At 35.4% G+C, this 23,323-nt stretch carries 24 protein-coding genes and 2 riboswitches; of the genes, 14 read left to right on the forward strand and 10 right to left on the reverse strand.

Features of this window, described 5'->3' with window-relative positions; translation table 11 throughout:
- The first annotated feature begins 22 nt into the window (after positions 1-22).
- From nagA to ACODS7_RS01010, 3 genes are read left to right on the forward strand one after another with little or no spacing between them, the layout of a single operon-like run.
- Positions 23-1,165: an N-acetylglucosamine-6-phosphate deacetylase gene (gene nagA / locus ACODS7_RS01000; protein ID WP_016080400.1), complete on the forward strand. Its 1,143-nt coding sequence runs from the start codon at positions 23-25 to the stop codon at positions 1,163-1,165.
- Positions 1,166-1,169: 4 nt separating this feature from the next.
- The gene (gene nagB / locus ACODS7_RS01005) at positions 1,170-1,958 is read left to right on the forward strand and encodes a glucosamine-6-phosphate deaminase (protein WP_016080401.1); all 789 of its coding nucleotides are present in this window, start codon (positions 1,170-1,172) and stop codon (positions 1,956-1,958) included.
- Complete coding sequence (locus ACODS7_RS01010; RefSeq protein ID WP_014894892.1) at positions 1,888-2,619, forward strand: GntR family transcriptional regulator; 732 nt, start codon at positions 1,888-1,890, stop codon at positions 2,617-2,619. Before nagB ends, ACODS7_RS01010 begins: the two co-directional genes overlap by 71 nt.
- A gap of 73 nt (positions 2,620-2,692) precedes the next feature.
- Here the strand turns inward: ACODS7_RS01010 and ACODS7_RS01015 are convergent, their stop codons facing one another.
- Positions 2,693-3,499, reverse strand: a complete 807-nt coding sequence (locus ACODS7_RS01015) for an HAD family hydrolase (protein WP_243168063.1) — start codon at positions 3,497-3,499, stop codon at positions 2,693-2,695.
- A gap of 165 nt (positions 3,500-3,664) precedes the next feature.
- Here ACODS7_RS01015 and glcT point away from each other — a divergent pair, with 165 nt between their 5' ends.
- The 4 genes from glcT to ptsP all read left to right on the forward strand — a co-directional run bounded on the left by glcT (position 3,665) and on the right by ptsP (position 9,027).
- Complete coding sequence (gene glcT, locus ACODS7_RS01020) at positions 3,665-4,513, forward strand: glucose PTS transporter transcription antiterminator GlcT (protein WP_029443182.1); 849 nt, start codon at positions 3,665-3,667, stop codon at positions 4,511-4,513.
- Positions 4,514-4,852: 339 nt separating this feature from the next.
- Positions 4,853-6,916, forward strand: a complete 2,064-nt coding sequence (gene ptsG, locus ACODS7_RS01025) for a PTS glucose transporter subunit IIABC (protein WP_016080402.1) — start codon at positions 4,853-4,855, stop codon at positions 6,914-6,916.
- A 135-nt stretch (positions 6,917-7,051) separates the two neighbouring features.
- On the forward strand, positions 7,052-7,315 hold the full coding sequence (ptsH, locus tag ACODS7_RS01030; protein WP_000411080.1) for a phosphocarrier protein HPr: 264 nt from the start codon (positions 7,052-7,054) through the stop codon (positions 7,313-7,315).
- Positions 7,315-9,027: a phosphoenolpyruvate--protein phosphotransferase gene (gene ptsP / locus ACODS7_RS01035; RefSeq protein WP_000174216.1), complete on the forward strand. Its 1,713-nt coding sequence runs from the start codon at positions 7,315-7,317 to the stop codon at positions 9,025-9,027. The genes ptsH and ptsP overlap by 1 nt, the downstream gene beginning before the upstream one ends.
- A gap of 97 nt (positions 9,028-9,124) precedes the next feature.
- Here the strand turns inward: ptsP and ACODS7_RS01040 are convergent, their stop codons facing one another.
- The 3 genes from ACODS7_RS01040 to ACODS7_RS01050 form a co-directional block, all read right to left on the reverse strand.
- A complete protein-coding gene (locus ACODS7_RS01040) occupies positions 9,125-9,490 on the reverse strand; it encodes a DUF3915 domain-containing protein (protein WP_048563875.1) in 366 nt (121 codons plus the stop codon).
- A gap of 196 nt (positions 9,491-9,686) precedes the next feature.
- A complete protein-coding gene (locus tag ACODS7_RS01045) occupies positions 9,687-9,905 on the reverse strand; it encodes a hypothetical protein (RefSeq protein ID WP_000100485.1) in 219 nt (72 codons plus the stop codon).
- A 234-nt stretch (positions 9,906-10,139) separates the two neighbouring features.
- Positions 10,140-10,757: a nitroreductase family protein gene (locus ACODS7_RS01050; RefSeq protein ID WP_000180387.1), complete on the reverse strand. Its 618-nt coding sequence runs from the start codon at positions 10,755-10,757 to the stop codon at positions 10,140-10,142.
- Between the two features lie 327 nt (positions 10,758-11,084).
- On the opposite strand from ACODS7_RS01050, the gene ACODS7_RS01055 reads away from it, so the two are divergent.
- The 4 genes from ACODS7_RS01055 (at position 11,085) to ACODS7_RS01070 (ending at position 14,825) form a co-directional block, all read left to right on the forward strand.
- Positions 11,085-12,377 carry a GGDEF domain-containing protein gene (locus ACODS7_RS01055; protein ID WP_016080405.1) on the forward strand — a complete coding sequence of 431 codons (1,293 nt, stop codon included), beginning with the start codon at positions 11,085-11,087 and terminating at the stop codon, positions 12,375-12,377.
- 90 nt (positions 12,378-12,467) lie between these two features.
- Positions 12,468-13,604, forward strand: coding sequence for a serine hydrolase (locus ACODS7_RS01060; RefSeq protein ID WP_029443180.1), 1,137 nt, complete (start codon positions 12,468-12,470; stop codon positions 13,602-13,604).
- A gap of 4 nt (positions 13,605-13,608) precedes the next feature.
- A complete protein-coding gene (locus ACODS7_RS01065; protein WP_243168062.1) occupies positions 13,609-14,487 on the forward strand; it encodes an NAD(P)-dependent oxidoreductase in 879 nt (292 codons plus the stop codon).
- 5 nt (positions 14,488-14,492) lie between these two features.
- Positions 14,493-14,825 (forward strand): DUF3909 family protein, encoded by a 333-nt coding sequence (locus tag ACODS7_RS01070; protein ID WP_029443179.1) that lies wholly within the window; start codon positions 14,493-14,495, stop codon positions 14,823-14,825.
- Positions 14,826-14,876: 51 nt separating this feature from the next.
- Here the strand turns inward: ACODS7_RS01070 and ACODS7_RS01075 are convergent, their stop codons facing one another.
- The 6 genes from ACODS7_RS01075 to ACODS7_RS01100 all read right to left on the reverse strand — a co-directional run bounded on the left by ACODS7_RS01075 (position 14,877) and on the right by ACODS7_RS01100 (position 19,879).
- Positions 14,877-15,152, reverse strand: coding sequence for a hypothetical protein (locus ACODS7_RS01075; RefSeq protein ID WP_000054659.1), 276 nt, complete (start codon positions 15,150-15,152; stop codon positions 14,877-14,879).
- Between the two features lie 288 nt (positions 15,153-15,440).
- A complete protein-coding gene (locus ACODS7_RS01080; RefSeq protein ID WP_088114598.1) occupies positions 15,441-15,953 on the reverse strand; it encodes a 1,2-dihydroxy-3-keto-5-methylthiopentene dioxygenase in 513 nt (170 codons plus the stop codon).
- The gene (locus tag ACODS7_RS01085; protein WP_000811341.1) at positions 15,931-16,569 is read right to left on the reverse strand and encodes a methylthioribulose 1-phosphate dehydratase; all 639 of its coding nucleotides are present in this window, start codon (positions 16,567-16,569) and stop codon (positions 15,931-15,933) included. Before ACODS7_RS01085 ends, ACODS7_RS01080 begins: the two co-directional genes overlap by 23 nt.
- Positions 16,566-17,225 carry a 2-hydroxy-3-keto-5-methylthiopentenyl-1-phosphate phosphatase gene (locus tag ACODS7_RS01090; protein ID WP_098629405.1) on the reverse strand — a complete coding sequence of 220 codons (660 nt, stop codon included), beginning with the start codon at positions 17,223-17,225 and terminating at the stop codon, positions 16,566-16,568. The genes ACODS7_RS01085 and ACODS7_RS01090 overlap by 4 nt, the downstream gene beginning before the upstream one ends.
- Positions 17,222-18,466 (reverse strand): 2,3-diketo-5-methylthiopentyl-1-phosphate enolase, encoded by a 1,245-nt coding sequence (gene mtnW, locus ACODS7_RS01095; protein WP_243168061.1) that lies wholly within the window; start codon positions 18,464-18,466, stop codon positions 17,222-17,224. Before mtnW ends, ACODS7_RS01090 begins: the two co-directional genes overlap by 4 nt.
- Positions 18,467-18,530: 64 nt before the next feature.
- A riboswitch (SAM riboswitch) is annotated at positions 18,531-18,636 on the reverse strand.
- Between the two features lie 52 nt (positions 18,637-18,688).
- On the reverse strand, positions 18,689-19,879 hold the full coding sequence (locus tag ACODS7_RS01100; protein ID WP_098138071.1) for a pyridoxal phosphate-dependent aminotransferase: 1,191 nt from the start codon (positions 19,877-19,879) through the stop codon (positions 18,689-18,691).
- A gap of 14 nt (positions 19,880-19,893) precedes the next feature.
- Between ACODS7_RS01100 and ACODS7_RS01105 the strand changes: the two genes are divergently transcribed.
- From ACODS7_RS01105 to mtnA, 3 genes are all read left to right on the forward strand, one after another.
- A complete protein-coding gene (locus tag ACODS7_RS01105) occupies positions 19,894-20,757 on the forward strand; it encodes a carbon-nitrogen family hydrolase (protein WP_016080413.1) in 864 nt (287 codons plus the stop codon).
- A 71-nt stretch (positions 20,758-20,828) separates the two neighbouring features.
- Positions 20,829-20,970, forward strand: a riboswitch (SAM riboswitch).
- Between the two features lie 90 nt (positions 20,971-21,060).
- Positions 21,061-22,242 carry an S-methyl-5-thioribose kinase gene (gene mtnK, locus ACODS7_RS01110; RefSeq protein ID WP_000542674.1) on the forward strand — a complete coding sequence of 394 codons (1,182 nt, stop codon included), beginning with the start codon at positions 21,061-21,063 and terminating at the stop codon, positions 22,240-22,242.
- Positions 22,239-23,300, forward strand: a complete 1,062-nt coding sequence (gene mtnA / locus ACODS7_RS01115; protein ID WP_243168060.1) for an S-methyl-5-thioribose-1-phosphate isomerase — start codon at positions 22,239-22,241, stop codon at positions 23,298-23,300. Before mtnK ends, mtnA begins: the two co-directional genes overlap by 4 nt.
- Positions 23,301-23,323: the final 23 nt, after the last annotated feature.

A 23,323-nucleotide genomic window follows, 5' to 3' on the forward strand; every position in this document is an offset into this window, starting at 1 on the left:
TCATGGGAAAGGATCGATGAAAATGAAAACGCAAATTGTCATCAATGCCAAAATTTACACAGGTCAAGAAATAGTGGAAAACGGATTTATCCGTTACGCAGAAACCATTAAAGAAATTGGTTTGATGGCTCAATATGTACCACAAGAAAATGAAACTGTTTTTGATGCTACAGGGAAGATTGTAATTCCAGGTATGATCGATGTTCATATTCATGGTGGATACGATATTGATGCGATGGATGCAAATAGCGATGGGTTAGTAACTCTAGGTAAAGAAATGTTAAAAGAAGGGGTTACAACTTACTTCCCAACAACAATGACACAAGCTCCAGAGGCAATTGAAGCAGCGCTAACCGCTGCGAAAGAAGCAAAAGAAAAAGGAGCACATTTCGAATATATTCACTTAGAAGGACCTTATGTTTCAAAGAAACGTGCAGGTGCACAACCACTTGAACATATCGTTCCTGCAAATATTGAGCAATTTAAACAATGGCAAGAAGCAAGTGGGAATTTAATTAAATTAGTAACATATGCACCAGAAGAAGAGGGAGCATTAGAGTTTGAACAATATCTTGCTGAAACTGGTGTAGTTGGCACAATGGGGCATACAGATGCAATTGATGCGCAACTAAAAAATAGAAAGATTACACATGCGACACATTTATACAATCAAATGCGTGGATTACATCACCGTGAGCCAGGAGTTGTTGGTCATGTGTTATTAAATCCAGATGTAATGGTTGAAGTAATTACAGATGGTATTCATATTCACCCTGATATGGTGAAATTAGCATATAAGTTAAAAGGACCGAAAAAAGTAAGTGTTATTACTGACGCAATGCGCGCAAAAGGTCTTGAAGATGGATTATATGAGCTTGGCGGACAGCCAGTACATGTAAAAGATGGTAGTGCTCGATTAGAAGATGGAACGTTAGCTGGTAGTATTCTAAAAATGGATCAAGCTTTCCGAAATGTAATTGAATTTACAGGTTGTTCAATCGAAGATGCAGTACTGATGACATCAGTTAACCAAGCAGAAGAGTTTGGATTAAATAATAAAGGTGCATTATCGGTAGGAAAAGATGCAGACTTTGTTGTGATGAATGAAGATTTACATGTATATGATACGGTTCGTTTAGGAATTCATATGAAGGAAGGGAAGTAATTAAATGAATATTCTTGTTGTAAAAACTCCAGAAGAACTAGCAGAAGCAGGTTATAAATTAATCGAAGAAGTTGTAAAAACAAAAGAAAATCCAACATTAGGAATGGCTACAGGAAGCTCTCCATTAGGTATTTATGCAGAAATGCGAAAAAATAAACTTGATACAAGCCGTGTAACCACTGTAAACTTAGATGAGTACGTAAATTTACCACATGAAGATAAAAACAGCTATCACTATTTCATGCAAGAACAGTTGTTTGATCATCTTCCATTTAAACAAACTTATGTACCAAACGGGATGGCAAGTGATTTAGAGGAAGAGTGCAAACGTTACGAGGGCATTCTAACTGCTAACCCAGTTGACCTACAGATTCTTGGAATCGGTGAAAACGGTCACATCGGATTTAACGAGCCAGGAACACCGTTTAATTCTCCAACGAACATTGTTGAATTAACAGAATCTACACGCCAAGCAAACCTTCGCTTCTTCGAAAAAGAAGAAGATGTGCCAACTCATGCGATTACAATGGGAATTGGAAGCATTATGAAAGCGAAACAAGTTCTACTTGTAGCTATGGGTGCTAAAAAGGCAGAAGCTGTTAAAGAATTATTGCAAGGTGAATATAGTGAAGAGTGTCCGGCAACAGTTTTACAACGTCATCCGAATGTAACCGTAATCGCAGATCAAGAAGCTCTATCTTTATGCAGTGAGGCGATTGCTGATGAACATCGACAAGTATTCACCATTTCCGATCTATTATCAGATTCAAGAGTGGGTGAAACAGCTAATTGAGGACGGCGAATGGAAGCCGGGAGATAAAATCCCATCTGAGAATGAACTTTGTGATAAGTTCGAAGTGAGTCGTATGACAATCAGACAGGCGATTAATAATTTAGTGGAACAAGGCTATTTATATCGGAAGCGTGGAATTGGAACATTTGTCCAACTTCCGAAAGTGGAACAAAAATTGCAAGGAATGACGGGATTCACAGAAGATATGATTTCTCGTGGAATGAACCCAAGTAGTCAATTACTTAGTTTCCGCCTAGTTCCAGCTACTGCTAAAATAGCAGACCGGTTGAGAATACAGGAGGGGGAATCGGTTTATGAAGTGAGGCGTATTCGCTTAGCTGATGATGAACCGATTGCTTTTGAGACGACATATTTGTCGCCAGCTCTTGTAAAAGATATTAACGAAGAGATATTGCAACAATCTTTATATGAACATTTAGAGAAAAAACTGGGCTTTAAACTTGTTAGCGCTACTCAGTCAATTGAAGCTTCTGTTGCGACGGAAAATGAAGCTGAACATCTGCATATTCCTAAAAAGGCGCCTGTACTTGTAATGCGTCAATGGTCATATTCAGAAGGTGAGATACCGCTAGAGTACGTGAAATGTATTTATCGTGGAGATCGTTATAAATTTATTACGAATATCGCACGTAACAAATAGTATATTTCAGTTTGTGAAGTACAGTGGAAATGAAAATGGATAACATGTAAAGAAATAAAAATACGACTCATCCTTATAAGGAATGAGTCGTATTTTTATTATGAGCAATTACGTGGTTAACAGCATCTTTGACGTGATTTACTACATAGTGAGCGTGTTTTTTTACTGCATCATCTGCTTGCGACATAGCAAAACTGTGAGGAGTTAAAGAAAACATAGGAATATCATTGTAAGAATCCCCTATACAAGCAATTTCCTCAGGTTTTATTTGAAACTCATTTAATAAAACAGAAATGGCAGAGCCTTTACTAACATTCGGTGGCATTACATCTAAACATTGTTCTGCTGAGATGAAAGTACTAACTTTCCCGTGGAATTTTTCATCAATTTTTTTCTGAAGGAGTTGCAAGCTCTCCTTTGTTCCACCGACAGAAATTTTATTTGGGAAAATTGTATCATCAATCTTCTGTAGTAAGTTTGGTTCTTCAACAGAAGTCATAGTTACTTGTTGTTCAAGTTCTTGAATAAAAGGTGTTTTCTCTTCAATGTAATAATTATGCCCATCACTTACATAACGGAAATAAGGATTTTCATTCGTCATAGCTAACAAATCGGGAAGTATGCTGGAATCAAAAGTTGCAGATAATAGTTGTTTATTTTCATGTGTATATACAAAAACACCATTTACACTAATGCGATGAAAATTTGTATTTACAGCTTTCATTAAGTCTGCAATTTCATTATCAAGTCTTCCGGAAGCGAAGCAAAGAATAACATTTTGCTCGGCGAGGCTGCGTAGTGCCGCAACATCTTGTTCATCAATAAGACCTCCGTGTTGCATCATTGTACCATCGATATCACTTACAAACATTTTAATCATGCTGTTATCTCCTTTCTATGTACAGTTGCTCTTACATTATACGCATCATATATAAACATGTCTAAAAAATGAATTTTTATTAAATGGCAGATGTTTTACATTGACGACAAAGAAGAATATTCTGTAACATAAAAGTAGGCTATTTAAGTACGAGGGTGGTGTTATATGAATAATTATCTAGAAATTAAAAAAGTTTTAAATAATAATGTCATCATTGCTAGCCATCCTGAACACGAGGAAGTAGTAGTGATTGGTAAAGGAATTGGATTTGGGAAAAAAGCGAAAGATGTATTGGAGCAAGAACAAATCGAAAAAATGTTTGTCTTAAAAAATGAACGTGATCGTGAACAATATAAATTATTAGTGCCGCATGTTAGTGAAAAATTAATTGAATTGATGAACGATATTATGCTGTACATTCAAGAAAAAGCGAAATCTCCACTAAATGAACATATTCATATTGCGTTAACAGATCATATTTCATTTGCAATTAAAAGGTTAAAACAAGGACTTACAATTGATAATCCTTTTTTAGTTGAAACAAAAATGCTCTATCCAGAGGAATATGAAATTGCGGAAGGTGTTGTAGAACTTTTAAATTCTCGTTTGCAAATTACATTGCCAGAAGGAGAAATTGGTTTTATTGCACTTCACATTTACAGTTCGCTTACAAATTCTGATTTATCTTCAGTTAATCAAAACTCCCGTCTCATTGCACAACTTGTCTCTTTAATTGAGACAAACTTACAAATTACATTAGATCAAGAGAGCATTCATTATTTACGCCTTATTCGTCATCTTCAATATGCTATTGAGAGGGTGAAAAAAGGAGAAAAAGTAGAAGAATCGCAAAGTTTTGCTGATTTACTAAAGGTGGAGTATCCAGTTTGCTATAACGTAGCTTGGAAGCTAGTCAAGGTCATGCAAAAAGAGTTGCAACTACCTGTATATGAAGCTGAAAGTATTTATTTAACGATGCACTTGCAACGCTTAGTAAAGGCAGAGCATGTGTAATAAGTCATATATTTTTGTCTAAAATGAAAACGTTAAAAAAAATGATTGAATCGCTTACAATAGTTATGTATAATAACTATTGCAAAGTTATACAAATTTCGACAAACACATTAAGGTGAGTAACGAAAACGTTTGCCTTAATTATAGTGAACTTATACGTAAACCTATTTTTGACACGTGTTACTGATTCGATCAGGCATGAGTGGAGAAAAGTAAGGAATGTAAGCTAGAGAAAGGGATATACTACCCTTTGTATAGCTATCGTTCTATCTTTTTTTCCTCATGTCTTTTTGGCGTTTGTCGGAAGGTATCAATATAGATAAGAGAGGAAGGGTTTCCATGTTTAAGAAGATCTTTGGTGTTCTTCAAAAAGTCGGAAAAGCGTTAATGCTTCCAGTAGCGATTTTACCGGCGGCAGGTATTTTACTTGGATTTGGTAATGCATTTCAAAATCCACAGTTAACAAATGTTATTCCTGCTTTAAAAGCAGATTGGTTCGTAATGGTTGCAAAAATTATGGAACAATCTGGTGATATTATTTTCGCTAACCTTGCATTATTATTCGCAGTTGGGGTAGCAATTGGTTTAGCTGGTGGAGATGGAGTAGCTGGTTTAGCAGCATTCGTCGGCTACTTAATTATGAACAAAACGATGAGTGTGTTCTTAGAAGTAGATAAGCTAGTGAAAGTAACAAGTTCTGGAGCAGACCCAGTAAAAATTGGATTTGCAGATCCAGCGTATGCAAACGTATTAGGTATTCCAACGCTACAAACAGGGGTATTTGGTGGTATTATCGTCGGTATAGTAGCGGCATATTGCTATAATAAATACTTCAACATTGAATTACCATCATACTTAGGTTTCTTTGCAGGTAAGCGTTTCGTACCGATCGCAACTGCAACATTCTCTTTAATAGTAGGTATTATCATGTGCTTCGTTTGGCCATACATTCAAGGTGGCTTAAACACGTTCTCACATCAAATGATTGATGCAAATAGAACAATCGCAGCATTTATATTCGGTTTAATTGAACGTTCATTAATTCCATTTGGACTACATCACATTTTCTATTCACCGTTCTGGTTCGAATTCGGTCAGTATACAAATGCAGCTGGCGAATTAATCCGTGGTGACCAAAAAATCTTTATGGCACAGTTGAAAGACGGTGTAGAATTAACAGCAGGTACATTTACAACTGGTAAGTATCCGTTCATGATGTTCGGTCTTCCAGCAGCAGCTTTAGCAATGTACCATGAAGCACGTCCAGAAAATAAAAAATTAGCAGCAGGTATTTTAGGTTCTGCAGCATTAACATCTTTCTTAACAGGTATTACAGAGCCACTTGAATTTTCATTCTTATTCGTAGCGCCAGTATTATTCGGAATTCACGCTGTATTTGCTGGTCTATCATTTATGACAATGCAAATTTTAGGTGTTAAAATTGGTATGACATTCTCTGGTGGTTTAATTGACTTCTTATTATTCGGTGTACTACCAGGCCGTACAGCATGGTGGTGGGTAATTATTGTTGGTCTTGTACTAGCAGTTATTTACTACTTCGGATTCCGCTTTGCAATCCGTAAATGGAATCTAAAAACACCTGGTCGTGAAGAGGCAAATGCAAATGACGGTGCAGGAAAAACAGAAGCAGGCGAACTTCCTCGTGAAGTATTAGTAGCACTTGGTGGTAAAGAAAACATTGCTTCTTTAGATGCTTGTATTACTCGTTTACGTGTTCAAGTTAACGAACAAAAGAATGTAAACAAAGACCGCTTAAAAGAACTTGGAGCAGCTGGTGTACTTGAAGTTGGAAATAACATTCAAGCTATTTTCGGACCGAAATCTGACACATTAAAATCACAAATTCATGATATAATGTCAGGTCGTACACCTCATGTTGAAAAAGAAGAACCTGTAAAAGTGGAAGAAACTCCTCAAAAAGTTGATGAAAATGAAACAATTGTATCACCAATTGAAGGGAAAATCTTACCAATTACAGAAGTGCCTGACCAAGTATTCTCAGGAAAAATGATGGGAGACGGATTTGCAATTGAGCCAACTGAAGGAACAGTAGTTTCTCCAGTTAACGGTGAAATTGTCAATGTATTCCCTACAAAACATGCGATTGGTATTCAATCTGAAGGTGGAAAAGAAATTTTAATCCACTTTGGTATTGATACTGTAAAATTAAATGGTGAAGGATTCGAGGCACTTGTAGCACAAGGTGATAAAGTGAAGCAAGGCCAACCGTTATTAAAAGTAGATCTTGCATTTGTAAAAGGAAATGCACCATCTATCATTACACCAATTGTATTTACAAACTTACAACAAGGGCAACAAGTCGAATTGAAAAAAGATGGAAATGTTAAGAAGGGCGAAACCGCTATTATTGACATTCAGTAGGAATTTGACGCAAAATGTTTATAATTATAATAGGCGATGTGGTTGACCGAACATCGCCTATTATATACAATAGATGATGTAGTACTCACGTCTATACAACTAAAAAAAACTGTAATTTAAAGGAGATAAATTATCATGGAAAAAATCTTTAAAGTAACTAGCGACTCAGGAATTCATGCTCGTCCAGCAACTCTACTTGTAAACACTGCAAGCAAATTCGGTTCTGACATTAACTTAGAGTATAACGGAAAGAACGTTAACTTAAAATCAATCATGGGCGTTATGTCTTTAGGCATTCAACAAAACGCAGAAATTAAAATCACTGCAAATGGTGATGATGCAGCTCAAGCACTAGCAGCTATCGAAGAAACTATGAAAAACGAAGGATTAGGAGAATAATGACTCTTAACATTCAAGGGATCGCTGCATCAAGTGGGATTGCTATTGCAAAGGCTTTCAGACTTGAAAATCCTGAATTTAACATCGAAAAGAAATCAATTACAAACGAAGCTGCAGAAATTGCACGCTTAGACGCTGCGCTTGAGAAAGCAAAAACTGAATTAGAAGCTATTAAGGACCACGCATTTGCTGAGCTAGGTGCTGACAAAGCTGCGATCTTTGAAGCACATTTATTAGTGTTAAATGATCCAGAACTAGTAAACCCAGTAAAAGATAAAGTAAATAGCGAAAAAGTAAATGCTGAATTTGCAATGGATGAAGTTGCATCAATGTTTATTTCTATGTTTGAAAACATGGATAACGAATATATGAAAGAACGTGCTGCGGACATTCGTGACGTAACAAAACGCGTTCTTGCACATTTACTAGGGATTAACTTCTCAAATCCTGGTACAATTTCTGAAGAGGTAATCATTATTGCTGAAGATTTAACACCATCTGATACAGCTCAGTTAAACCGTAAGTATGCAAAAGGTTTCACTACTGATATCGGTGGACGTACATCTCACTCTGCAATTATGGCTCGCTCTATGGAAATTCCAGCTGTTGTTGGTACGAAAGTTGTTATGGAGAAAATCCAAAACGGCGATATCGTTATCATTGACGGTTTAGATGGAGAAGTAATTGTAAACCCATCAGAAGAAACACTTCGTTCGTTTGAAGAAAAGAAAGCGAAATTTGAAGAGCAAAAAACTGAATGGGCAAAATTAAAAGACCAAGCTACTGTAACAAGTGATGGACATCATGTTGAGCTTGTTGCAAATATCGGAACACCAAATGATGTACAAGGTATTATCGATAATGGCGGAGAAGGCGTTGGCTTATACCGTACAGAATTCTTATACATGGGTCGTGACAATCTTCCAACAGAAGAAGAGCAGTTCGAAGCGTATAAAGCAGTTCTTGAAGGTGTAAAAGAAGGTCAACCAGTCGTTGTTCGTACACTTGACATCGGTGGAGATAAAGAGCTTCCATACTTACATTTACCAAAAGAAATGAACCCATTCTTAGGATACCGTGCAATTCGCTTATGTCTTGATGAGCAAGATGTGTTCCGTACACAACTTCGTGCATTACTTCGTGCTAGCGTATACGGTAACTTAAAAATTATGTTCCCAATGATTGCAACTCTTGATGAGTTCCGTCAAGCAAAAGCAATTTTATTAGAAGAGAAAGCGAAACTTGTAGAAGCGGGTACAACTGTTTCTGATTCTATTGAAGTTGGTATGATGGTTGAAATCCCAGCTTCAGCAGTATTAGCAGATCAATTCGCGAAAGAAGTTGACTTCTTCTCTATCGGAACAAATGATTTAATCCAATACACAATGGCTGCAGACCGTATGAACGAACAAGTATCATACTTATACCAACCATATAACCCATCTATTTTACGTCTTGTAAAAATGGTTATCGATGCTGCTCATAAAGAAGGCAAATGGGCTGGTATGTGTGGTGAGATGGCAGGCGATTCACTTGCTATCCCATTATTATTAGGATTAGGTTTAGATGAGTTCAGTATGAGTGCAACATCTATTCTTCCTGCAAGAACACAACTAAGCAAGTTGTCAAAAGCAGAAATGGAAACATTAGCAGAAAAAGCATTAATGATGTCAACTGCTGAAGAAGTTGTTGAACTAGTTAAAAGCATATAATCAATAAAAAAACCTGAGTCGATTTGAAATCGGTCTCAGGTTTTTTCCATGAGAAAAGTAAATCATATTTGCTTACTATCGAGGATAAGAGACAGAATTAGATAGCGATTGCAACGATATCAGTTGGGCATACACGTAAAATACCAGTAAAAGTATTTCGGTTTTGATTGTTCTTATCGTCTTTATTGTTATCTTTGTTGTCTTTGTCATTGCGAGCTAAAGCAGAGAAAAGAGCAACACCGTTAGCGAAACCTTCAAAAATTACATTGTTGAAAGTGCCATTACCTCTAATGCTTAAAAGAGAAAGCTCTGTTCCAACTGAAATGCTAGCAAGTACGTTACATACAGCTGGTTGTTGTGGTCTAACTACTTCTCTCTCTTTCTCTTTCTCATGGTGTCTGCACTCTCTTTCATGATGATGACAGTCTCTAAAGTTATCACAGCATCCAAATGATCCAAACATAATCCTCATCACCCCCTTCACACTTATAATCTATGTAAGTTCGGTAGTGAGTGACTGGACAGAGAGTGGAATTTTTTCTAGGGGATTTTCTCATTTTAAATGACTAGCTGGGTGTTTAGTATGGAATGATGTTTAAAATAGGGGAAATATAACAAAAAAATGTAAAAACCACCGAAATAAATGAAATGGGTAGTCTTTACACTTTTTTACTTTTATATAAAACGATGATATATACAGGAAGAGCTAGGAGTAGTGGTACAATGGATCGTGCAGTATGTTTTTCTGATTCTAATTGGAATGCTTCTTCTTTTGGGAATTGTAAAATGGAGATGTTTGCGGCATCACCAATAAAATATAGAAGCAGTACAGTTACTATGTAACATAAAAGTGCGATAAAGCTTCCGTATGAACTCAATGAAAATCCCTCTCTTGTTATCTATTTGTTATCATTGTATCACAATTGTAACAAAAACACACGGGTATATTTCAACACCTAAACAAAATTCGACACAAAACGTCACGTTTATTTATGATAAGGGAATGGAATATACTTTTCTATAAGTATAAATGTCGAATGATTTGTAGTAATATTACAAAAGTATGACAAGGAATAAAAAAACGAAGGCAATGTAGTTACCTTCGTTTTTTATTATTTTGCCCACTCACTCACTTGCTCTACGCTCATACGAGGTGCAGGGTGGCCTTTTAAAGTTGATTCACCAATTGTAATAAGCATAATTGGAACGTAACGAGATGAAACGTTAAATTCGTCTGTCAGTGCTTGTGGATTGAAACCACCAATAGCACAAGTATCCCAACCAGTTGCTTTAGCTGCAAGCATAAGTTGCATTGCTGCTAAAGATGCATTTGAAAAGGCAGCATCTCTTGGGAATTGTTCACGAGCATATGCAGATTCAATATTTTTAGCTAAGCGCTCTTTTGCTTCTTCTTTCATAAATCCTTGTTCTACAATTGGACCATATACTGGTTCAACATTTTTATAAGCTTCTAAATCACCTAAAATAGCGACTACTGCAGAAGCATCAAGAATTTGTTGTTGGTTATAAGCTATTGGGTGTAATCGTTTTTGTACATCTTCACCTTGAAAAACAAGGAATTTCCAGTGTTGCAAGTTCCAAGCGGAAGGTGCTTGTGCTGCGGCTTTTAAAATCTCATGTAATTCTGTAGATGAGATTTCTTTATTTGGGTTGAATGCACGTGTAGATGTGCGTTCATATAGAACGTTAAAAAAGTTGTCGTTTGTCATTATATATCCTCCAAATTGTATATAAAATTATCGGGAAAACGCAATATATATTACTTACATTTTGTAAGTTATCGAATTTAAGAATATAATATCTTTATTTTAATTGTCAAGTTTTAAGAAATAAGCTAGGGCATTCATACAAACGATATAATTCCTATAATCATACACTAAAAAAGGAATTTATAGAGTGAAAAGGGAAGATAACATTCTCAATTAGCTTGTTAATATGTATCTCTCACAAATTAAAGTTTATTGAAGAACAGCCTTTTAAAAATGTTTGTGAGGAATTCAGTAGAACAAGATATATGAAGTGAGTGAAGACTAGTGATGAACATACTACATTTTTTATTAGAGAATACGGTTTTCCAAAATGTGTTACAAGATCTGCAGTTAAATGTCCTTTATATAGAAAATGGATGTAAACACCAACAAACGATAGAAAATATCCATCCAAAATGTATGTTTATAGCAAATAGTTTTGAAGAGGGCGAACTATTATTTCAAAGAACGAAACCACACATTATAATTATGTATGTAACAGAATATTCTCAAATAAAATATATTAAGAATATGTATACCCCGCAAAGTACATTCATTGTCATTTGGGATCAACAAATAACAAAAGAATTTACAGATGTACTTGCATTAGGAATACGTAATATTGTAATAGCTCCTGTAACTCCGCAAGCAGTGTTAGAAGAAGTGAATAAGAGTTTGTATCAACTTTCTTTAGTAAGGCAAGTTAGTTTGCAGCAGGAACTGCTTCAAACGATGTTTGATTTTCAAAATGATTTATTATTTATAGTAGAAGATGATGAGATTGTTGATTGTAATACAAATTTTTTAACGTTTTTCGGATATGAAGATTTGTTTGCCTATCGTGAGCAACATTTAGTATTTGCTGAACATTTTATTAGAGAAAATGGATACTACTCGACGACGCATGATATAACATGGCTAGACGATACTTTATCAAGTGGTAGAAGAATTAAGATGTCAAATTATGAAGGGGCAGTATCTACTTTTCTATTACGTGCGACACCATTGCCAGAAGATTTATCAAGATTTATTGTAAAGTGCACGGAAATTACAGAATTAGATGAAATCTATCAAGAGCAAGAAAGACTTGCTATGGTAGATTCATTGACAGAGATTTATAATCGTTTAAAGTTTCAACAAATACTAGAGGTAGAGTGGGAAAAGGTAATACGTAGTGATGAGAAGATAGCAATTATTTTATTTGATATAGATAATTTTAAAACAGTTAATGACACATATGGTCATGATTTTGGTGATTTGGCATTAATACAACTTGCAGAGCTTATGAAATCTAAAGTGGAGCAGCAACATGTATTTGCAAGATGGGGAGGAGAAGAATTCATTATATTAGTGACAAATACAGTAGAAAAGGAAGCATTTCAAGTTGCGGAGTCATTACGATTCTTCATTGAAACAAAGCAATTCACTGGAATTTCGAAGTTAACAGCTAGCTTTGGAGTTGCGTTATATGAACAAGGAACTACAAGAGAAGAATTAATGCAACGAGCGGACATTGCATTATATGAAGCGAAAAAAAATGGCAAGAATCAAGTATGTGTGTATAGAAAAGAAAAAATGTAATTTTTCGCAACAAATTGTTGCGATTTTTTTTTATTGTTTGATAATAGAATAGGGGGACAATTTTTAGCGAAGGAATTATGGAGGATCAATATGATAAAAAAAGTAATGATAATGGCTTCACTGTCTGTTATAGTTGGCGGCGGAGTATACTATTTTCTTGTTAGCCCTAATATAAAGGAAAACACTGTATTAACAACTAAAGTGAATCCTACTATTGAATCGGAAGTACAAGGGAATATAGAAGAAAAAGAAGAGCAACAAATTGATTATGCTAGCATATCTCAAAAATTAGATCAATATTTAGTCGGAAAGCAATTCAATGGAACAGTTTTGGTAACAGATAAAGAGCGTGTTATATTGAATAAAGGATATGGGTATGCTGATGTTCAAAATAAAATAGAAAACACACCTCAAACAAAATATCGTATCGGTTCTATTACGAAAACAGTTGTTGCCACATCTATTTTACAGTTGCAAGAACAAGGGAAATTGAATATTCAAGATAATGTAAATAAATATATTCCTTCATTTCCGGAGAATAAAAATATTACGCTATATCATTTATTAACACATACCTCTGGTTTACCTGAACACGCAAAAGGCAATGTGAATGCTGCTTCCCGTTTACAGTTAATTAATTGGATTGGACGTCAAAATTTAGAATTTCCTGCAGGAACAGGTTGGAGATATACAGATTATAATTATATGGTGCTTGCTTATATAATAGAACATATATCGAAAAAACCTTTAGGAGATTACATAAAAGAAAACATATTTGTAAAAGCAGATATGCATGAATCCGGTATGGGAAATATGGTACCTGGAGATAAAAATTTTACAAAGGGTTATGTGAAAAAAGATCAAGAACTTGTACCAGCGCAGAAGTTAGGCATGGATTGGCTATATGGTTGCGGTGAGATGTATACGACAGTTGGAGATATGAAGAAGTTAGACGAAGCAATTATAAATGGAAAACTTCTTTCTGAACAAAGTATACAAGCAATGTTTTCGCCTTCAGCAGAACGGAAATATGCATTTAGTTTTTATATATATCCAGATTATTTTCATAATCATGGTGTATTATCTGGTTGGAACACTTTCAATAATTTTAATAAAGAAAAAGGGATTTTTGTTATGTTATTTTCAAATGTGAAAAATAGTATGGATGATGACTTTAATAAAGAGTTTCGAAAGATGGTAAATGATTTATTAGAACAAAGGGGATGAGAAAATGGAACATAAAACTTTATCAATAGGTTTCATTGGTATTGGCGTAATGGGAAAAAGTATGGCTTATCACTTAATGCAAGATGGTCATAAAGTATATGTATATAATAGAACGAAAGCAAAAACAGATTCTTTAGTGCAAGATGGTGCACAATGGTGTGATACGCCAAAAGAGTTAGTGAAGCAAGTTGATGTTGTAATGACAATGGTTGGATATCCACATGATGTAGAAGAAGTGTATTTTGGTATAGAAGGAATTATAGAACATGCAAAAGAAGGTACGATAGCAATTGACTTTACGACATCTACACCTACTTTAGCAAAACGTATTAATGAAGTTGCAAAAAGCAAAAATATATATATGTTAGATGCACCTGTCTCAGGAGGAGATGTTGGTGCGAAAGAAGCAAAACTCGCAATTATGGTAGGTGGAGAGAAAGAAATATATGATAGATGCTTACCTTTACTTGAAAAGTTAGGAACAAACATTCAATTACAAGGACCAGCTGGGAGTGGACAACATACAAAAATGTGCAATCAAATTGCGATTGCTTCCAATATGATTGGAGTATGTGAGGCTGTTGCTTACGCGAAGAAGGCTGGATTGAATCCAGATAAAGTGTTAGAGAGTATTTCAACAGGGGCAGCAGGTAGCTGGTCATTAAGTAATTTAGCTCCTCGAATGTTAAAAGGAGACTTTGAGCCAGGATTTTATGTGAAGCATTTTATGAAAGATATGAAAATTGCTTTAGAGGAAGCAGAAAAATTACAATTACCAGTCCCGGGCTTAAGTTTGGCGAAAGAATTGTATGAAGAGTTAATTAAGGATGGCGAAGAAAATAGTGGAACACAAGTATTATATAAAAAATATATAAGGGGGTAAACGAGGTGGACCTTCAAAAGTTTGATGAGATGATTGATACTGTACAGCGAGCTACTTGTATGAAAATTAATGAAAAACAAAAAGGAGCTTTTAAACAAAAATATGATTTTGAACCAGAATTTGAATATGGAAGAGATGAGAAAGGGCATTATGTAATTCGAACCTCTAAAAAGATGTTAGAAGAAATGGAATTTTATTTGGCATTGAAATATGATCGTGATGGAGTGGATCTTTATATGCAAGCTGAGATTGACGGTATATTTCATGTATCTGTTAGCTATGGTGAAGATGCCCTACATCTACAAGAATTGTTTCAATTTCTAGAAGAAAATAAATAAAAGTCCTCATTTGAGGACTTTTATTTATTTAGTCATCTTTAATTTTTATAATTATAAGTTAGAAGCGCGGCGGCATCGTTCAACCGGGAATGGGATAATTTGTGCGATGTGATTAGGACCAAATTGTTTTGTACGAGCATGGCGTATTATATAAAAAGCACACAGAATTGAAACAGGAATAGCGCCGAATAAACCAAACAATAAAGCGCTTACACAAGATGCGACAAATCCTAAAACACCAATTTCTAACTCTTCCATAATAGCTCCTAAAATAACAGGAAATGCTCCACATGTAACTCCAAGTATAAGTGCGATAAGTAAGCTCATGATTATCCCCCTCTGTTTGCGATATTATTTTCCTTCTTAGTTAATTGTAGTATATCACATACAAAACAGAATTTTCAGAAAAAATTCAATAAATGTTCAAAAAATGTTCGAAAAATACACTTGAAAAATCAAGACGTTAAATTTGTGGTGAAATGGTACTTTTGAGTAAATAAAAAATCAGGCTTATTTCAAAAGTGAAATAAGCCTGTTCCATAGGAGGATGTATATATGTAGAGTGAATAAAAGTTTGGAAAAGGGGGTCCAAGTCCTTTTATTCAACTAACTACCTTAATAGATTGGAACCCAGCCTTCAGTTGTCACAAAAATACGAATAGCTACAACTTGACGATCATCTTGCAAGGTAAAATAATGTCTTGCATTTTCAGGAACAGATATTAAATCGCCTGGCTCAAGTTCAACATCAAAGAATTTCCCATCTTTGCCTTCAATAGCGAAAATGCCATGACCACTGACGATAAAGCGAACTTCGTCGTCTGTATGATGATGTTCTTTTTGGAAATTAATTAATAATTCGTCAAGGTTAGGTGTGCTATTTGAAAGTGAAATTACATCATATGCTTTATAACCTCGACGTGCTGAAACATCAGCAATTTCTTTTGAAAAAACAGCTAATATTTCAGCTTTGTTTTCATCTGTTAAAGAATAATTTCCATTTAAATGAGTAGGAAGTTTAGAAATATTCCATTTCTCATATAAAACGCCTTCCTCTTGTAGAAATTTAGATACTTCCACTTCATTTTCAATACGAGTATTTACTTCATGAATACGAATTTGCGCCATTAGAAACGCCTCCTTGAATTGATAATAGTTTTATATGAAATTGGAATAAAAACTCATAAGCTTCTAATCTCTTCTTTGCATCAAAGCTATCTCGGCCCCATACGGTAATACCGTGGTTACGGATTAATACCGCTCCCGAATCACCTTGTATATGCTTTCGGAAGTTTTCTCCAAGCGTTGGGATATGGGCATGGTTTTCGATAATAGGAATGTGAATTGTTGCACCTTCTTCCCAAATATCGAGAGCTTTAATAATTTCTTGATTTTGAAGGGTAACTGCATCACTATATAAATTTGTGATGACATTATTATCAGTTGTATGAACATGAAGTACGCACCCAGCATTCGTATTGTTATAAATATGTGTATGCAATATTGTTTCTGCTGAAGGGCGTAATTCAGTCTCTAAAACGGGAACTCCTACATGATCTACTAATAGAAAATCATCTGGAGTGGTTTTTGTTTTATCTTTACCGCTTGCTGTAATGAGAAAAGTAAGTGGCTCATGACTAACTTTTATAGAAATATTACCACTTGTTGCTGGGAACCAATTTCGAGTTGTTAATTCTTTTTTTATCTCGCTCAAGTCATACCACTGACGAAAAAGTTGTTTCATGCCCTCACCTCCAACAAAAGTTTTAATTCAGCTTGCACATCTTGAAATGTTTCAAACGGTGTATAAGCAATATGATTTTCTTCGCACTTTGTAATAAGAAAGTCGCGAGCGAATACTTTATCAGCTTGTTTCGCAGCTTGTAAATCAGTAATAGAATCACCAATTACAATATGAAAGTCATTTGTATCACTTAATTTACGAATTAATGATGATTTACATAATCCGCAATAATTTTGACAATGATCATCACAAGAATGAGGCCATTTAACTGTAATGAACTCTTTTGAAAAGTCTGTTTCATTACAATAAATTTGTTCTTTTGGAATGATCCCTTGTAAAAGTGGGTAGACGAAGAAATCCATTCCACCTGATATCACGTAAAAAGAAATGTTATTTTCCTTTACGAATTGTATAAATTCATGAAAGCCACTGCGAATTTCGGCAGTTTCTTTTAAAAATTGAATTATATTATCGCGCAGATGAGTAGGTATTAATTGAAATAATTGAGAAACACCCTCTTGAATAGATAGCTCTTGTGATAAAATTCTATTTTTTACTTCTGCTGCTTCTGGTGGAGCGAATTTTTCCATAATGGACATAATGTTATCATTATTTGTAATCGTCCCATCGAAATCACAAAACACTTGAATACTCATAACTTCACCTCATGAGAGGGGTTTCCCCATATTTGTAGTGCGCTATGTAAATTAATTTCATCTACTTCATGGAGTAATTTACCTTGCAGAGTAGCTTCAATTGCAGTACGGAAAGCTTTACCACCGCCTTGCGCTCCATACGGATGCCCATGTATCCCGCCGCCGGCATTAATAACAACATCTTTACCGAAATCTTGCAGAATAAAAGGAACGAAACCAGGATGAATACCGGCAGATGGGACAGAAAAACTTTTCTTGAAAAATGCATCTTCCTCAGTTAAATATTTTGAAATGCTGAGAGCTTCTTCTTTTTCTAATGCAACGCTTCCGTATGGAGACGGGAATAAAGAAAAATCTGCACCAGCATAACGTAGTAGCTTTCCAAGTAATAATGGAGATGAAATTCCATATAACTTCGATGCCGAATAAGCACCACTTACAGCAGGGTGTGCCATAATAGGAACCGGGATTTCATCATCTTCTGCAAGTGATTGTAGTACATCTAGTCCGTAAGCAAATACGTTAAATAATAGAATATCAGCCCCAGCTTGCACTGCACGTTTTGCATTTTCTTTTAAGTCGAAAGTGCGTCCTGTTAAATTTACGGCATATAACGTTTTATGGCCGTATGTTTCATAGACTGATTGTAAAACTTCTTTTCCAGATACTATTCGTTTCGTGAGTGGTGTTAATGAGTTCTCAAATAAAATTTCATCATCTTTTACAATATCTACACCACCAATTGCTTGATCACGTAATTGAGTTTTTAAGTATCCAATATTTCGTCCAATCATTCCCTTAAAAATGCTCATTAAAAGGGGACGATCATACACTTCTATCAGGTTTCTAACGCCATCGATCCCGAACTTGGGACCAGGAAAATGTTCTTTCAATTCTTCTGAAAAAGTTAAGTCAATTAATTTTACTTCGCCATCAAGTGATAGCTTTCCGAATGTAGTTGTTAAAATCGCTGGTAAGTCTGGACTGAAATTTAATAACGGGTATTCGATTTTAATAATCCCACGTTTTACCTTTTTGCGTAAATATGAATTCGTATGTTCTTGTTCAGCTAATTCCTCAATATGAATGACGTTGCCTTTATGCTGTTTTAATTGTTCTTGTAATAAGTGTGGCAAATGAGTCCAAGAACCAATTGTTAATCCGAGTGCAATTGGTTCCGCCTTTTTTTCTAAGTTATGTGAATCGTCATGAATTAAATACGTCGCTATAATTCCGCTCATTGTTATAACCCCCTAGTTAAATAAAAAAACCTCTCAGCTAAGGAGAGGTTTTTTTACAACCAGCTCCTTATCTGTCAGCATAATGCTGCGAGAATTAGCACCGTGTCTACAATTGTAGATCGGTTGCCGGGCTTCGTCGGGCTCGTCCCTCCACCTGCTCTTGATAAGAAGTATTTAGAAATGTTTAAATTTTTAAGATAACTGAATTTTGTCAGATATTTTTCATGTTGTCAATGGCTTTTTGAAAATTTTTAATTTCTCAATTCGATTAATTGCTTCCCGCAATCGCTCCTCTGTATGCAGGAGCCCAACGCGAACATAACCTTCGCCGTGCTCACCGAAGCCAACACCTGGAGCAACTGCAACGTGTACTTTTTCTAATAAAATATTAGAAAATTCCTCAGATGTATAGCCCTCTGGTACAGGAAGCCATGCAAAGAATGATCCTTTTGGAATATCAACATTCCAACCAATGGAATGACAAGCTTCTATAAGGACATTTCTTCGAGATTCGTAACTATTTACAAGGTCTATTACGCAAGACTGTGAACTTAATAGTGCTTCGCGGGCAGCATCTTGAACTGCACCAAAAATACTAACATACATATGATCTTGCAATAGGTTAATGGTTTCAATGACACTTTCATTCCCTACTGCAAAAGCAATACGCCAGCCAGCCATATTGAAAGTTTTCGATAGAGTGTAAATTTCAATTCCTGTATCTTTGGCACCATCTGCTTGCAAGAAACTAACAGGTTTTTGACCATCAAATCCGATAGCGCCGTAAGCGAAATCGTGAACAACTAATATATTATGTTTATTAGCAAAGTGAATGGTTTTATCAAAAAAATCTTTTGATGCAGTAGCACCGGTAGGGTTATTTGGATAGTTTAAAAACATTAACTTTGCTTGCTCAGCGATAGAGTCATCAATTTGTTTATAATCCGGTAAAAAATGATTTTCTGCAATAAGTGGCATGGTTTCAAAGTGTGCCTTTGCTAAGGCAACCCCGGATAAATAATCTGGATAGCCTGGATCCGGAACGAGAATCGTATCACCAGGATTTGTAAAACAAATCGGTAATTCTACTAGTCCAGCCTTTCCGCCAAACAAAATAGCAACTTCAGTTTTTGGGTTTAATTCGACGCCGTATTCACGTTTATAGAATGTAGCTACGGCTTCCTTTAAGCTTTCATGTCCGCGAAATGGCGGATATTTATGATGAATGGTCTTTTCGGCAGCATCTTGTAAAGCTTTTACGATATGCTGCGGTGTTGGTTGATCTGGATTACCTTGACCTAGATTAATAACATCGTGACCAGCTGCAACGACTTTGTTAACTTTTGCAACAAGTGAAGCGAAAAATTGTGTTGGCAATGATGTTACTATCTCAGAAGGTTGAAATAATTTCATACTTTCCACCTCTTTTGAAAGTTGTTACAATTCTAGTGACAAATGATATAATCTTTCCAGTATTTTGTAAAGAGAAAAATAAGAATGGGGCTGAAAAAATGAAAGTCGCATGTATTCAAATGGATATTGTTTTTGGAGATGTAGAAAAAAATATTGAGAATGCTAAAAATAAAATAAGCGAAGCTATGAAGGAAAGGCCAGATGTTATCGTCTTACCAGAGTTATGGACAACAGGATATGATTTAACGAGACTTTCTGAAATTGCAGATAGGGATGGAGTGGAAACGAAAGAAAAGTTAATAGAATGGGCGAAGCAATATGATGTACATATTGTTGGTGGGTCCATAGCAAAGCAAACGGAGCAAGGCGTTACAAATACGATGTATGTTGTAAATAATGAAGGACAGCTAGTCAACGAATATAGTAAAGTACATTTATTTCAGCTTATGGATGAACATAAATATTTAATAGCTGGTAATAGTACGGGCGAATTTAAGCTAGATGATGTTGAATGTGCTGGAACAATTTGTTATGATATTCGTTTTCCAGAGTGGATGCGTGTCCATACTGCTAAAGGGGCAAAAGTATTATTTGTTGTAGCAGAATGGCCATTAGTTCGTTTAGCACATTGGCGTTTGCTATTGCAAGCAAGAGCGGTTGAAAATCAGTGTTATGTTGTTGCGTGTAATAGAGCAGGAAAGGATCCAAATAATGTATTTGCGGGTCATTCTTTAATTGTGGACCCTTGGGGTGAAGTTGTAGTAGAGGCGAATGAAGAGGAATCAATTTTATTTGGAGAGCTTGAATTCGAGAAAATTAAAGAAGTACGTAAAGGAATTCCAGTTTTTGCGGATCGCCGTCCAGAATTATACAAATAAAATGTTGACAAGTGATTTTTATTCTTGGTATAGTCTTCAACATAAAGTTAAAAATTCAAAAAATTATACAACTCTTATCAAGAGCAGGTGGAGGGATTTGGCCCGATGAAGCCCAGCAACCGACCGTAATACCATTGTGAAATGGGGCGTTTATTACGCCAAAAGGCACGGTGCTAATTCCAGCAGAAAGTAAAACTTTCTGGCAGATAAGAGGGGAGAAGATAAACTTCAAACCTCTTTCTTAGTGGAAAGAGGTTTTTCTATGTTAGAAAAACCTCTGAATTTAAAAAGGGGGAGAAGACGATGGGATATTATTCATTAACAGAAATAACAGCTGTACAATATGCGAAAGATCATGGCTATTTTGAAGCGAAGGCAAATGTCGTTTGTCATGAAATTGGAGACGGAAACTTAAATTACGTGTTCAAATTAGATGATGGAGAGAAATCAATTATAATAAAACAAGCACTGCCTTATGCGAAAGTAGTTGGTGAAAGCTGGCCATTGTCTATAAAAAGAGCAACGATTGAAAGCAAGGCACTGCAAATTTTTGCGCAGTATGTACCGGATTATGTTCCAGTAGTGTACAGTCATGATGAAGAGTTAGCGATAACGGTAATAGAAGACTTATCAAGACTAACAATTACAAGAAAAGGATTAATAGACGGAGAAGAATATCCGCTTTTATCCCAGCATATCGGCCGTTTTCTAGCACATGTTTTATTTTATACTTCAGATTTTGGTTTACAGTCAGAAGAGAAGAGGGTACTAGAAGGTACCTTTGTAAATCCGGACCTTTGTAAAATTACAGAGGATTTAGTGTTTACAGATCCGTTTGGACATTATGATACAAATGATTATGAGCCAGATTTACAGCTCGTGGTTGATGAACTTTGGAGTGATAAAACTTTAAAACTAAAAGTAGCACAATATAAATATAAGTTCTTAACAAGAAAAGAAACTCTTATTCATGGTGATTTACATACTGGTAGTATTTTTTCGTCACCTTCTGAAACGAAAGTGATTGATCCAGAATTTGCGACATATGGCCCATTTGGATTTGACATAGGTCAATTTATTGCAAATCTATTATTAAATGCTTTATCTAGAGAAGAAGAAAAAAGAAGTGTACTATTTTTCCATATAGAAAAGACGTGGAGTTATTTTGTAGAGACTTTTACAAAGTTATGGATTGGAGAAGGTGTAGAAGCATATACGAAAGAAAAGCAATGGTTACCAATTATTTTGCAAAATATCTTTACTGATGCAGTTGGATTTGCCGGATGTGAACTAATTCGTAGAACAATTGGTTTAGCTCATGTAGCAGATTTAGATGAAATAGAAAATAAAGAAACAAGAATTCAAGCTAAGAAGCAAGCGCTATCCTTAGGTAAAGAACTAATAAAATATGAATCTAAAAGTGCTGATATTCAACTGTTTCGAACATTATTTCAACAGACAGTTTCAGGGGGCGTAAAAGCGTGAGTACAATTGTTACTGTTCCGAGATCTGTAAGCTGGAAAGGTGATGCAATTGCGGTATTAAATCAAACAAAATTGCCGCATAGCACAGAATACAAAACATTGACGACTATTGAAGAGGTTTGGAAAAGCATCGTAATGTTAGAAGTACGAGGAGCGCCTGCAATTGGAATTGTAGCTGCATTTGGCTTGGCGCTTGCATCAAAAAAATATAACACTGTACATATTGAAGAATTTCAAAAGAAGTTTAATAGAGATTGTAATTATTTAGGAACGTCACGCCCGACAGCAGTAAATTTATTTTGGGCAATTGATCGTATGAGAGAATCTATTCGAGAGATTATTACAATAAAAGAAGCACAAAAAACATTAGAAGAAGAAGCGCTTCGCATTCAGCAGGAAGATGAAGAGGTGTGCCGAAATATTGGGGAATATGCGTTAACATGTTTTAAAGATGGCGATAATATTTTAACAATCTGTAACGCTGGAAGTATCGCAACTGCCAGATATGGAACTGCATTAGCTCCCTTTTATATTGGAAAAGAGAAAGGTGTGCGTTTACATGCATATGCGTGTGAAACGAGACCAGTTTTACAAGGTGGTCGCTTAACGACCTGGGAATTGAAGCAAGCAAATATTGATGTGACCCTTATTACAGATAATACTGCAGCTCATGCTATTCAAACGAAAGAAATAAATGCAATTATTGTAGGGGCGGATCGAATTGTCGCAAATGGAGATACGGCAAATAAAATAGGGACAATGAATTTAGCTATTTTAGCAAAGCACTTTGATATCCCATTTTATGTTGCTGCGCCACTGTCAACATTTGATGTTAGGAAAGAAACTGGAGCCGAAATAATTATTGAAGAAAGAGATGAAACAGAAGTTACGAAAATCTTTGGAAAACAAGTAGCACCAATCGGAACGAATGTTTATAACCCTGCATTTGACGTAACACCGAACGAATTAATTACAGGAATTATTACTGAGAAAGGTATTATAAGCGGGGATTATAAACGAGAAATTGCATCATTATTTGAAAAACAGGCTAATACATAATAGCTTGTTTTTTTATGCCTAAA

This window comes from Bacillus sp. FG16, from assembly GCF_057809515.1.